The sequence below is a fragment of the Robertkochia aurantiaca genome (genome assembly GCF_020166495.1).
GTDB classification, from domain to species: Bacteria; Bacteroidota; Bacteroidia; order Flavobacteriales; family Flavobacteriaceae; genus Robertkochia; species Robertkochia aurantiaca.
The window spans coordinates 544,206-556,781 of the sequence record NZ_JAINZS010000006.1; the positions used below are offsets into that span (position 1 = coordinate 544,206).

9 protein-coding genes are annotated in these 12,576 nt (G+C 45.2%); 2 read left to right on the forward strand and 7 right to left on the reverse strand.

What is annotated here, in order from left to right; all coding sequences use genetic code 11:
* Positions 1-256: 256 nt before the first annotated feature.
* Entirely contained in the window at positions 257-2,431 is a 2,175-nt protein-coding gene (locus tag K7R10_RS13580; RefSeq protein ID WP_224485264.1) for a carboxy terminal-processing peptidase, read from the forward strand.
* A 405-nt stretch (positions 2,432-2,836) separates the two neighbouring features.
* Here K7R10_RS13580 and rodA read toward each other — a convergent pair whose 3' ends face one another.
* The 7 genes from rodA to K7R10_RS13615 form a co-directional block, all read right to left on the reverse strand.
* Entirely contained in the window at positions 2,837-4,111 is a 1,275-nt protein-coding gene (gene rodA, locus K7R10_RS13585; protein WP_224485265.1) for a rod shape-determining protein RodA, read from the reverse strand.
* Positions 4,108-6,036 (reverse strand): penicillin-binding protein 2, encoded by a 1,929-nt coding sequence (mrdA, locus tag K7R10_RS13590; RefSeq protein WP_224485266.1) that lies wholly within the window; start codon positions 6,034-6,036, stop codon positions 4,108-4,110. The genes rodA and mrdA overlap by 4 nt, the downstream gene beginning before the upstream one ends.
* Positions 6,033-6,542 (reverse strand): rod shape-determining protein MreD, encoded by a 510-nt coding sequence (locus K7R10_RS13595; protein ID WP_224485267.1) that lies wholly within the window; start codon positions 6,540-6,542, stop codon positions 6,033-6,035. Before K7R10_RS13595 ends, mrdA begins: the two co-directional genes overlap by 4 nt.
* Positions 6,532-7,356: a rod shape-determining protein MreC gene (mreC, locus tag K7R10_RS13600; RefSeq protein ID WP_224485268.1), complete on the reverse strand. Its 825-nt coding sequence runs from the start codon at positions 7,354-7,356 to the stop codon at positions 6,532-6,534. Before mreC ends, K7R10_RS13595 begins: the two co-directional genes overlap by 11 nt.
* An 8-nt stretch (positions 7,357-7,364) precedes the next feature.
* Positions 7,365-8,393 (reverse strand): rod shape-determining protein, encoded by a 1,029-nt coding sequence (locus K7R10_RS13605; protein ID WP_224485269.1) that lies wholly within the window; start codon positions 8,391-8,393, stop codon positions 7,365-7,367.
* Positions 8,394-8,446: 53 nt separating this feature from the next.
* Positions 8,447-9,979 carry a bifunctional phosphoribosylaminoimidazolecarboxamide formyltransferase/IMP cyclohydrolase gene (gene purH / locus K7R10_RS13610; protein WP_224485270.1) on the reverse strand — a complete coding sequence of 511 codons (1,533 nt, stop codon included), beginning with the start codon at positions 9,977-9,979 and terminating at the stop codon, positions 8,447-8,449.
* 72 nt (positions 9,980-10,051) lie between these two features.
* Positions 10,052-10,540 carry an XrtF-associated fRMsr-like GAF protein gene (locus tag K7R10_RS13615; protein WP_224485271.1) on the reverse strand — a complete coding sequence of 163 codons (489 nt, stop codon included), beginning with the start codon at positions 10,538-10,540 and terminating at the stop codon, positions 10,052-10,054.
* Positions 10,541-10,788: 248 nt separating this feature from the next.
* On the opposite strand from K7R10_RS13615, the gene K7R10_RS13620 reads away from it, so the two are divergent.
* Positions 10,789-12,291, forward strand: a complete 1,503-nt coding sequence (locus K7R10_RS13620) for a vanadium-dependent haloperoxidase (protein ID WP_224485272.1) — start codon at positions 10,789-10,791, stop codon at positions 12,289-12,291.
* Positions 12,292-12,576: the final 285 nt, after the last annotated feature.

Here is a 12,576-nt window from a genome sequence, read left to right on the forward strand (position 1 = left end):
TAAGCTGCTAAATTACACAATTTGCACTTTATGATGTTTTTGTCTAATGTTTAACAAAAAATTAGTTGACCCCTTCCCGTATCGCATATTTTTTTCGTTAATTTAGTTCATCTTACCTTTTCCGTATGGTTAGCAGAAGGCCTGTAGAAGGCCTTTCCCGGTTTTTGAAACCCGGAAAGACTGAACCGGAATGGCACGATAAGTGCAGTAGGTAAGATATTGCTGTGAAAAGAAATAAGAAACGAAAAACTGATATATGAAAAGGAATTTGGTATACTTACTGTCAGCCCTGCTGATTTCTGCTGCTTCCTGTAGCTTTACAAATAACTTTGACAATCCTGATAAGGATAAATTGCTCATAGACCTGATCACTTACGTGCTGGAAAAGGGGCATTTTAATCCGAAGGATATCAATGATGAATTTTCATCAAACGTCTACGACAGCTATATAGAATCACTTGATCCGCTGAAGAGATATTTTTTGAAAAGCGATATTGAGGAATTTGAAAAATACAGAACTGCGATTGATGATCAGATCAAGACTTCAGACGTTACTTTTTTCAACCTTACCTATGACCGGTTGATGCAACGTATGGATGAGGCTTCAGTGCTTTACAATAAAGTGCTCGATGAGCCTTTTGATTATGATAAGGAAGAATATCTCGATACCGATTATGAGAAAATGGATTATGCCGCTGATAAAGATGAGCTTTGGGAGCGTTGGAGAAAGCAGCTCAAGTTCAATACAATCGAGCGCTATATCCTTGCTAAGGAAGGAGATACTCCCGGAGATAATGAAGCCAGTGAAGATGTAGCAGAAGTGGTTGAAAAAAGCGATGATGCAGAGAACCTTTCTGCAGCAGAATTAGCCGCTATCGAAGAGGAAACAAGAGAAGCTACCCGCACCACCCTGAACGACTACTTCAGTTTTATGGAAGACCTGGAGCGAAAAGATTGGTTCTCTATCTACCTGAATTCCATAGTTGAAGAATTCGATCCGCATACGTTCTACTTTGCTCCGGAAGAAAAAGACCGTTTCGATATCAGTATGTCTGGTAAGTTCGAAGGGATCGGCGCAAGGCTTCAAAAAAGAAATGACAATATCAAGATAGTTGAGATCATTTCAGGAGGTCCGGCCTGGAGAGGTGAAGACCTCGAAGTGGGCGATGAGATCATTAAAGTGGCTCAGGGAGATGAGGTTCCTGTGAGTGTGGTTGGAATGCGACTGGATGATGCCGTAAAGCTCATCAAAGGGCCCAAAGGGTCTGAGGTGAAGCTCACGGTCAGAAAGATCGACGGAACCATTGATGTGGTGACCATTACCCGTGATGTGGTTGAGCTGGAAGAGACCTATGCAAAAAGTGCTCTTGTAAAAGAAGGTGACCGCACTTTTGGGGTGATCAATCTGCCGAAATTTTACATAGACTTTGACGATTATAAAGAAAGGAATGCTGCAACCGATGTGGCCAAGGAGATAGAAAGGCTAAAGGAAGCAGGTATGGAAGGTCTGGTTCTTGATCTTCGTGACAATGGAGGAGGATCACTGAAAACCGTGGTTGATATGGCCGGATTATTCATCGAGGAAGGACCTATTGTGCAGGTAAAATCTACCGGTGAAGGAAAAGAAGTGCTGGCCGATACCGATAAGAGAGTGCAGTGGGATGGCCCTCTGGTGATTTTGGTTAACGAGTTGTCTGCTTCTGCCTCTGAAATTCTGGCGGCAGCCATGCAGGATTATAAGAGAGCAATCGTACTCGGTAGTAAACAGACCTATGGTAAGGGTACCGTTCAGAATGTGATCGACCTCAATCAGTTCCTTCGCGGGAAGAATGAATTCGGCGATGTGGGAGCCCTTAAGATCACCACACAGAAGTTCTACCGTATCAACGGTGGTTCTACGCAGCTGGAAGGTGTAAAGAGCGATGTGGTGGTGCCGGATAAATACAGCTACCGCTATATAGGTGAAAAAGACCAGGAGAATCCGCTTCCATGGGATAAGATCGAAGCCCTGGACTACGAGGCCTGGGATGGTTATATCGATTATGAGTCTACCGTTCAGAAAAGTAAAGATCGTTTGGCCGGTAACGAGCAGATCGCTTTAATCGACGCAAACGCCCGCTGGGTGAAAGAACAGTCGGAGCAGAAAATGATACCGCTGAGCCTGGCCGATTACGAGGCAGAGATCGAAAAAGATGAAGAAGCTGCCAAGCGATTCAGAGAGCTGACCAAGTATCAGACAGATCTGAGCTACACCTCACTTCCATATGAACAGGAATTGATGAGCCAGGATAGTGTGTTGATGCAAAAGCGTGAAAGATGGCATAAGGATCTTTCGAAGGACGTCTATATGGAAGAGGCCGTACATGTATTAAGCGACCTTCAAAAAGGCAGTCTGAAGAACGGAAAACTGGCCGATACGAATAAGAATTGATCATAACAGATTAGTGAAATAAGCAAAAGGGTGTGGTTTTATACCACACCCTTTTTTATGCTATAACCCCAGGTAAGGCTGCCTATGCTGATGCCGGTCAATAGTTCAAAATTCGATATATCGGCTTTTCTCTTTTACAGGTGGATCTGCTTTTCGGCAGCTTATATCTGGATCACTTTTATACAGGGTGAGCTTATAGAGGGGCATCATAAAAAAAAGCGAAAGTTCTATCCCAGAGCAGACGGTTTGAATCTAGGTCTGGCAGTTTTCGTGTTTCAGGTAATCTTTCTGTATTTGTCAGGGCTATAGGTTCGAATACATTAGGATGTATTCTTCCAGTCTTCTTCAGGGACCCTTATACAATACGTTCGGTTAGGCATTCAGCAGTTTCCTTGGTAAAAGATCTTACATCCACTCATTGATCCTGTTCCCGTCAAGCTTCAGGAAAATGAACAACAGAATGGTAAACCCTAGCAGGCCGGAGCCGCCGTAGCTGAAGAAGGGTAAGGGGATGCCTATGGTTGGTAGTAATCCGATAACCATACCCACATTGATGGCAAAGTGAAAAAAGATGATAGCGGTTACTCCATAGCCATACATGCGGCTGAAGGCAGATTTCTGTCTTTCGGCCAGGTAGGTGAGTCTGAGAATAAGGAGGCAGAACAGTATAACCACCACGGTGCTGCCTACAAAACCCCACTCTTCTCCCACCGTGCTGAAGATGTAGTCGGTATGTTGTTCCGGCACAAAATCCCCTTTCGTCCGGGTGCCTTCGAGAAACCCTTTCCCGGTAAGTCCGCCTGACCCGATAGCCGATTCTGACTGATAGGTGTTATAGCCAATGGTCTTTCTGATCTGCTCGAGTTTGGCCGGGTCATCTTCCAGGCGGAGCCAGAGACTGAATCGGTCACGGTGGCGTTGCTCAAAGATGTTTTCATAGATGAAGTTCACTGAATATGAAAAGGCAGTTGCCAGTAATAATACGCCTGCCAGGTTGATCAGACGCACTTGCTTTTTTTTCCTGTTGCCGAAATAATAGATCAGTGCAAGTAATATGGCTGTACCGATACAGACCCATAGAGGGCCGTATAGCAGGGTGGCTGCAAAGAGTAATACCGCCAGTAAACCAACGATGAGGTACATGAGTGAAAGCCCCTCTCGGTATAATACGAAAAAGAAGGAAGCGTAGACCAGGGCACTCCCCGGATCCGGCTGGGGTATGATCAGTAATGCAGGCAGGGCGATAATCCCGAAAGCCTTCAAAAGATCTTTAAAGTCCTGCAGGTTTGTTTGAATATCACTCAGGTATTTGGCCAGGGCCAGGGCTGTTGCTGCTTTTGCAAATTCAGATGGCTGTATGGTCATTCCGCCTATGGCATACCAGGAGGTAGCTCCGTTAACGTTCTTTCCGAAAATAAAGAGTCCCAGTAACGACAGGAGGGAGATGAGGTAAATAACTCCTGAGAAGCGTTCGTAGAACTTCGCTTCGATACTGAGAATGATCACGATCATCACCAGGCTCACCAGTATAAAAAAGAACTGCTTGCCGTAAAGTTCGTTCAGGTCCAGTATATTTCCAAAGGTATCTCCGCTGAAAGTAGCCGAATATATATTGAGCCAGCCAATAGCGACCAGGATGAAATAGATGATTATGGTAAGCCAATCCAGTTTTTTATTCATTGACCAGAATTCGATTTGGGTTTGTAGGGTCCGTATCCGGGCGGATACATCTGTTTACTGCCGTCGTTGATTTTAAAAGGCTTGCCGCTTAGCGGCTTATCATATTCTTCCTGCAGGCTGCCTTCAAGTACGAACTTTTCCATGTCTGTTCGCGTGATCTCACCCTTCAGGTATTTTTCGATCAACAGACCGGCGATCTTACCTGCCCACCTGCTACCCCAGTAACCGTTTTCAACAAAAACGGCCAGGGCGATTTTCGGATCATCAACCGGGGCAAAGGCAACAAAGATGGAGTGGTCGGTCAATTGAACGCGAACGCTGTCGATTTTGGTGAAATTCTCTGCGGTACCTGTTTTACCGGCGATCTCTATATCGGGAACCTGAACCCAACGGGCCGTTCCTTTCTTATATACTTCATGCATTCCGTCGATCACTGGTTCGAAATGTTCCGGAGCTACGGTGGTCTGATGTTTGGTTTTATATTTCGCCCTGTCGATGGTATCGTTCTCTATATCCTTGATCACATGAGGTGTGTAATAATACCCGCGGTTGGCAATGATAGCTGTTAGATTGGCAAGCTGTATGGGGGTCGTTAAAACTTCTCCCTGTCCAATTGCGTTAGACAGCGTATTGGTGGCGAACCATCGATTTTCTCCATAATAACTGTTATAGAGCTCGGTATCAGGTACTTTTCCGGACTTACCTATCGGAAGGTCATACCCCAGATAGTCGCCAAGTCCGAAGCTCTTCACATGATTTTCCCATGCATCGATTCCCTGTTGGGCATTGGGATAACTTTCAATGATGCGTCGGTAGGTATTGGCGAAATACGCATTGCAGGATTCATAAATACCCCGGATAAGGTTGTTACGCTGACCCGATGGGCAGTGGCACCCCATAAAGGCGCCTCTACCGTAGCGGTAGCCGTGGTAGCAGGTGAATGTGGTTGATTCATCTATGACTCCTTCCTGAAGGCCGATAAGCGCATTCACGGTTTTAAACGGTGAGCCGGGAGGATACATGGCCAAAAGTCCCCTGTCGTAAAGAGGTTTGGCGATCGAATCATAATAGAGTTCGGTGTAATTTTTAGAACGCTTTCTTCCTACCAGCAGATCTGGATCGTAGCTCGGAGCCGAAACCAATGCCAGGATCTCCCCGGTCTTGGGTTCGAGGGCTACGATACCCCCGCGTTTGTTCACCATCAGTCGTTCGCCGTACTCCTGAAGGTCGTTGTCGATAGTCAGGTAAATATCCTTACCCTGTATGGGGAGGGTGTCATAGATCCCCTGTTTGTATGGGCCGATAACCCTGTTGAAACGATCTTTCTGAATAAATTTCACTCCTTTACGCCCCCGAAGTATCTCTTCATACTGCTTCTCGACTCCCTGTCTTCCGATCAGTTCACCTGACTGGTAATACGGATTGTTTTGCAGGTCTCTCTCGTTAACCTCACTGATATAGCCTAGTACGTTGGCACCCGCTTCGGTCATGTAATGCCTTAGCGAACGTTTCTGAATGTAGAAACCTTCGTATTTGCGCATTTTTTCCTGAAGAGAGGCGTATTCAGCCTTTGACATTTGAGGAACGAAAACAGAAGGCAAGCGGGGAGAATAGGAGTATGCTTTTTTAAACTTTCTGACAAAATCCTCTTTTGAAATATTCAAGAGTGCGCAAAATTCGGCCGTATCAAGTGGCTTGACATCCCGGGGAATCACCATGACATCATACGATGGCTGGTTGGCCACCAGTAACTTCCCGTTACGATCGTAAATATGACCCCGTTCGGGGTAGTCATAAACCGCCTTAATGGCGGTATCGTTAAGGGGATTTTTATTGGTGTTATCTATAAGTTGGAGATAAGAAAGCCTGCCTATATACACTATAGCAATAATGATCATTATAGATGAAAGCAGAATTTTTCTCATGTTCTTTTCCGGCTAAAGAGAGCGATAAATATTAAACTTAAAACGAATGTGAATATTGCTGAAAATAAAGTTTTTTTCAGGATTGTCAAAAGTTGTACAAAACTAAATATCTCAAGGGTGAATAGGATAAAATGATGTGTTAAAATCATCAGAAGAAGAAAGTTAAATCGCTGACCGAAAGTGGCCTTGCCCAATTTGAAGGTGTTGTAGTCGATAGTGGCTCCAAAGGCCCAGCGCATAAAAAGGGGTCTGAGGTAGGCAACAGAGAGGCTGGCAGCAGCGTGAACCCCGCCGCTGTCGCTGAAAATATCGATACTGAGTCCCAGCAAAAAGGCCAGGAAAAGAAAGGCGATACGCAATTCCTTCTCAAAAGGGAAATAAAGCAGGAAAATGATATAAATATAGGGATTCAAATACCCTAAAAAATCGATGTGACTGAAAAGCGAGACCTGCAGCAAAACAAGAACGATCAGCAGCAGGATGTTTGAGATGATCTTATTGTTCATTGGTAAGGGCTTCCAGGTTGCTGATTTCTTCTCTATCGGTATTCTCTATGACATAAACTTTATCAAGGGTGGTCATATCGTTAAATAGTTCTACATCTATGATATAGTAGTTCTCTGAAACATCGGGTCTGAAGTCTTTGATCCTTCCGATCAGTATTCCTTTCGGGAAAATACTTGACATCCCTCCTGTAATAATAGTGTCACCGGGCTTAATGGGCGCTGAACTGAGAATATCAACCAGTTGCACGACATTTGCTGATTTCCCGTCCCATTGCAGGGAGCCAAAATTGTTGGTGTTCTTTACCGAAGCATTGATCTCTGATATGGTATTCAGTACCGACTGTACGGTGGCGTAGCCGGCAGAGGTATTGTCGATGATTCCGACGAGCCCGTCAGAGCTGACCACTCCCATATCTTGCCTGATACTGTCATTGTGACCCTTATCGATGAGCAGGTAGTTTCGCTGTTTATCGTAACTGTTCTTGATGATGCTGGCGTTTCTGAAAATGAATTTTCCGGCAATACTGCTGTCGATTTCCAGCGAATCAGAAGGGAATGTTTCACGGTTAAAGATCATATTGCGCAGCCTGCGGTTCTCTGAAGCCAGCTGCTCATTATATTCTCTCAGGTGAAAGTAATCGTTGATGTTGTTTACGGTACCATATACACCTCCTGACAGCCAATTCGCAGAATTGATAAACTTGCTGCGATGATAGGAGTGAGACTGAATCGTAAACGCCAGTGACAGGGCAAGCAGCATCAAAAAGATAATAAAGGTTTTATTCCTTATTAAAAAGTTGATGATCTGCTGCATTAATCACGTTATTTTATAAGTATGGGTTTGTATTTTTCGATGTTCTTCAGAGCGATTCCTGTACCGCGTACTACGGCTCTCAGGGGATCTTCGGCTATATATACGGGCAGATCTGTTTTTTGGCTTATACGCTTGTCAAGTCCGCGAAGCATAGATCCTCCCCCGGCCAGGTAAATCCCTGTATTGTAGATATCTGCTGCAAGTTCGGGAGGTGTCTGTGAAAGAGTTTCCATGACCGCATCTTCTATACGTAAAATGGACTTATCAAGAGCCTTGGCGATCTCCCGGTAGGAGATTTGTACCTGTTTGGGTTTCCCGGTAAGCAGGTCACGTCCCTGAACGCTCATTTCTTCCGGTGGGACCTCCAGGTCTTCGGTAGCTGCACCGATGGCGATCTTGATGTTTTCTGCAGTGGTTTCTCCTACGTACAGGTTGTGCTGGGTGCGCATATAATAGATGATATCGTTGGTGAATACATCACCTGCGATCTTCACCGATTTGTCACAAACGATCCCTCCCAGGGCAATCACAGCGATCTCAGTGGTACCTCCTCCGATATCTACGATCATATTCCCCTTGGGTTGCATGATGTCAAGTCCGATACCGATAGCGGCTGCCATAGGTTCATGGATCAGGTATACCTCTTTACCATTGACCCTTTCTGCTGATTCCTTTACCGCTCTCATCTCTACCTCTGTAATACCCGAAGGGATACAGATGACCATTCTGAGGGTGGGCTGAAAGAATTTCTTTTTGAGGGCCGGAATACCTTTGATGAACATATTGATCATCTTTTCTGAGGCATCGAAATCGGCGATCACTCCGTCTTTAAGAGGTCGAACGGTTTTGATGTTCTCATGGGTTTTTCCTTGCATCATGTTGGCTTCTTTACCAACAGCAATGATCTTCCCTGAGATACGGTCCCGTGCTACAATAGAGGGACTGTCTACGACAACTTTGTCATTATGTATGATGAGTGTATTTGCGGTGCCAAGATCAATCGCGATCTCTTCGGTCAGGAAGTCGAAAAAGCCCATATGTTATTGTCAGGTATTAATTGAGGTGTTTGAAATCTTTCAAATGTAGTAAATTAATGTTTAAAATGGCGGGTCCCGGTGAAAACCATAGACATGTCATTTTCGTTGCAATAATCGATGCTCAACTGGTCTTTTATCGAGCCTCCGGGCTGGATAACAGACGTTATTCCGGCCTTGTCTGCGATCTCCACACAATCAGGGAAAGGGAAGAAGGCATCGCTGGCCATCACAGATCCATCCAGGTCGAATTCAAAAGAACGAGCCTTTTCTATCGCCTGTCTCAACGCGTCTACCCGGCTGGTCTGTCCGGTACCACTGGCGCAAAGTTGTTGATTCTTTGCCAGGACAATAGTGTTCGATTTCGTATGCTTGCAGATCTTTGACGCAAACAGCAGGTCTGCGGTTTCCTTATCTGCAGGTTTCTTTTCGGTCACATAAGACAGATCTTCCAACGAATCGGTCTTTCCGTCTTTCTCCTGCACCAGTACACCGTTCAGGCAGGTTCTCACACTGTTCTCTGCCAGGGGAGCCTCTTTCTGAACCATGATGATACGGTTCTTTTTGCTTTTCAGGATTTCCAGTGCCTTGCCGTCGTATGACGGAGCGATGACCACCTCACAGAACAGCTTGTTGATCTCTTCGGCTGTAGCCTCATCGATGGCGCTGTTGCTGATCAGAATTCCTCCGAAAGCTGATACAGGGTCACCTGCAAGAGCATCCAGATAAGCCTCTCTAATGGTAGGCCTGGTAGCGAGTCCACAGGCGTTGTTGTGTTTAAGTATCGCAAAGGTCGGGTCGTCATTCTTAAATTCACCCATCAGGTTAACGGCGGCATCAACATCAAGCAGGTTGTTATAAGAGAGCTCTTTTCCGTGCAATTTTTCAAAAAGCTCATCGAGTTGCCCGAAAAAGTATCCTTTTTGATGCGGGTTTTCACCATAACGAAGTGCTTGTCCTTTTTCTTCAGAAATCTTCAGTACGGTTTCTTGCTGATCCCGGTTGAAGTAATTAAAGATGGCTGTATCGTAATGAGAAGAAACATTAAATGCCTTTGTTGCAAAACGTTTGCGGTCGTCGATCGAAGTCTCTCCTTTTCCATTAGTCAGGGTTTCTAGGAAATCATCGTATTGTTCCATCGAAGAGACACACAGCACGTCTTTGAAGTTCTTGGCTGCAGCTCTGATCAGTGAAATTCCACCGATATCTATTTTCTCGATGATGTCCTGTTCTCCGGCACCTTCGGCAACGGTTTTCTCAAACGGATACAGGTCTACGATAACAATGTCGATCTGAGGGATCTCAAACTTTTCCATTTCTGCCACGTCACCTGCTTCGTCCTGTCTGTTCAGGATACCTCCGAAAACCTTGGGGTGAAGGGTTTTTACCCGACCTCCCAGAATGGATGGATAGCTGGTTACGTCTTCAACGGCTACTACATCAATGCCGAGGTCTTTGATGAATCTCTCCGTGCCTCCGGTTGAATAAATAGTGATACCCAACTCGTCTAGTTTCTTAACGATGGGTTCAAGACCGTCTTTGTGAAAAACCGAAATAAGTGCTGATTTTGCCCTTTTTAAATTGCTCATTATTACCGTGTTGTTTAAAGCTGCAAAAGTAGTTTTTTTGAATTAAAATCTGATGGATGAAACCGATTAATCTCAGATCAGTGATGAAAAATTAAGTTCTTCTTTTTCGATGACCTCAGCTACCTGCCCGTTGATGAATTCCAGGAAACTAACATCTTCACTCGTAAAGGGATCCGGCGTATGTGAGTCAATATCGATTTGCCCGATGTTTTCACCGTTCACAAACAGAGGGATCACGATCTCAGCCTTCACATCGATGCTGCAGGCGATATAATTATCCTGTGCCTTTACGTCAGGTACCACAAAGTTTTCGTTGCTTACGGCCACCTGCCCGCAGATACCTTTTCCAAAAGGTATAATGGTATGGTCGGTGGGGGCTCCAGCATAGGGTCCCAGCTTCAATTCGTGCTTGTCGCCATTCTTGAAATAAAAACCTACCCAGTTGTAATAAGGAACCTCTTTTTGAAGGAGGGTACAGATCTCCTGTAGCCTGGTGTCCAGGCTTTTTGAGTCATTGTGAATAATCGAGTTTATCTCTGGTTTAAGTGCATCTGCTTTCATAGCGTAAAATTTGATGCGAAGGTAGTCTATTCCCACTAGAATTCCTTACGAAATAAAAGCTAAACCACAGCTGTGACAGCGTGGTTTTCTCAGCTGTTTAGCCGGGAAAAGTTTCGATCGAAAGAAAGGAGTAAGATTTGAATATGCGGGCTTAATTTTTTACATTGCCGGAGAATTTAACGTTGCTTTAACATAAGCGTTTCCAGGAATTCAAACACAATGACCTTTAATAAACCAATATCTTAAACATGAAAAGAATAGTTGCTTCATCATTACTGCTTGCACTCGTGGTAACAGGGTGCAAAGAGCAGAAAAATGGAGATAAGATCGCTGATAATGAGCTGACTGCTGTAATGGCAGAACAGCCGGTCGGGACAGAAAATATCGCCTACAAATGGGGAGAGCAGGCCCTTCTGGGGACAGCCCTGGATACAGACCGATTCAAGCCAAGACCCACCATTACGTCAAGATACCTTGCGCTTATTTTTTCTGCCGTATTCGATGCGTGGTCAAGATACGATGATACCGCAGTGCCAGTGTATCTGAACGGGGTTGATCGTGTATCGCCTGATCAAAGAACGCTTACCAATAAAGAGATTGCCATCAGTTATGCTGCCTTGCGTACCATGAATGAGTATTATTATAGCGACAAGGAGAAATGGGATGCCTTCATGAAGGAGGAGTTAGGATTGGATCCGGCCAATACATCGCTTGATCCCTCGACCCCTGAGGGTATAGGTAACCTTGCAGCCAAGGCGGTGATCGAGGCGCGTAAGAATGACGGGGCCAACCAATATGGTGAAGAACAAGGTTCGAATGGTGAGGCGTATTTCGATTATTCAGGATATAAGCCGGTCAATTCACCTGAGCAGAACGTAGATATCAATCGCTGGCAACCCAAATATTTTTCTGATGGAAAAGGCGGTAGTTATGCTCCTTCCTGTCTGACTCCTTTCTGGGATCAGGTGGAGCCTATTGCCCTTGAAACAGGAGATCAGTTTCGTCCAGGGCCACCGCCAATGGTGGGGTCTGAGCAGCTCAAAAAAGAAGTGGAGGAAGTGGTAGCGCTTCAGGCAGGTCTTACAGATGAAGAAAAGGCTTTGGTGGAATTTATGCGTGACGGGCCGCAATCGGTACAACAGGCCGGACACTGGCTGAAGTTCGCACAGGATGTTTCGCGAAGGGATCAGCATACCCTCGATCAGGATGTGAAAATGTACTTCCTGAACCAGGTGACGGCTATGGATGCCTTTATCGCTTCCTGGGATTCGAAGATGCATTATGATTTTGCAAGACCTTATGCGCTTGTTCATGAACAATATAAAGATAAGGAGATAACTGCCTGGGCAGGTCCCGGAAAAGGAATGGTAAAGATGAAAGGTCAGTTCTGGAGGCCGTATTCTCCTGAGACCTTCCTGTGTCCTCCTTTTCCCAGTTATACTTCAGGGCACAGCACCATTAGCGGAGCCTGTGCAGAAGCATTGAAGCTCTATACCGGCAGCGATGAGTTCGGGGAAAAAGTTGAGTTGGTTCCGGGGGCTCTGACAGAGCCTGATAACCTGGGTGACACTGTGGTGATTGAATTCCCGACATTTACCGAAACGGCTGAAATGGCCGGAATTTCAAGGGTCTTAGGAGGTTACCATATTCAGGCTGATAACGTGGCCGGGTTGAAACTGGGTCGTGATGTGGCACATGAGGTATGGGATTTTTATAACAAGCACGTCCGCGGTACAGAGGAATCTATGTAGATTCTGAGATTACGAACTTTGAAAAAGGCTGCCTGAGGGTGGTCTTTTTTATATGAGGTTATGAGGGTATGAGGGTATGGAGGTATGAAGGTACGAAGGTATGGAGGTATGAAGGGTAGGTGTGCAGGTAAATGAGGTGTATGGCAGAGAGTTTATAAAGGTTGTGTTCAGTTAAGTGTGTCATTCTTTATTTTTAGGGTAGGCCTAATCTTTCCTTGTGAGTCATTGATAATATACTAATGACCTTTGTCCAACTTACTGGTCTTGACCATTTCTTAGTGGTTC

Coding starts and splice junctions, on each gene's coding strand:
- rodA (WP_224485265.1), bottom strand. CDS start 4,111: ATGAATAAAAAACTGGATTGGCTTACCATAATCATCTATTTCATCCTG.
- K7R10_RS13580 (WP_224485264.1), top strand. CDS start 257: ATGAAAAGGAATTTGGTATACTTACTGTCAGCCCTGCTGATTTCTGCT.
- mrdA (WP_224485266.1), bottom strand. CDS start 6,036: ATGAGAAAAATTCTGCTTTCATCTATAATGATCATTATTGCTATAGTG.
- mreC (WP_224485268.1), bottom strand. CDS start 7,356: ATGCAGCAGATCATCAACTTTTTAATAAGGAATAAAACCTTTATTATC.
- K7R10_RS13605 (WP_224485269.1), bottom strand. CDS start 8,393: ATGGGCTTTTTCGACTTCCTGACCGAAGAGATCGCGATTGATCTTGGC.
- K7R10_RS13620 (WP_224485272.1), top strand. CDS start 10,789: ATGAAAAGAATAGTTGCTTCATCATTACTGCTTGCACTCGTGGTAACA.
- K7R10_RS13615 (WP_224485271.1), bottom strand. CDS start 10,540: ATGAAAGCAGATGCACTTAAACCAGAGATAAACTCGATTATTCACAAT.
- purH (WP_224485270.1), bottom strand. CDS start 9,979: ATGAGCAATTTAAAAAGGGCAAAATCAGCACTTATTTCGGTTTTTCAC.
- K7R10_RS13595 (WP_224485267.1), bottom strand. CDS start 6,542: ATGAACAATAAGATCATCTCAAACATCCTGCTGCTGATCGTTCTTGTT.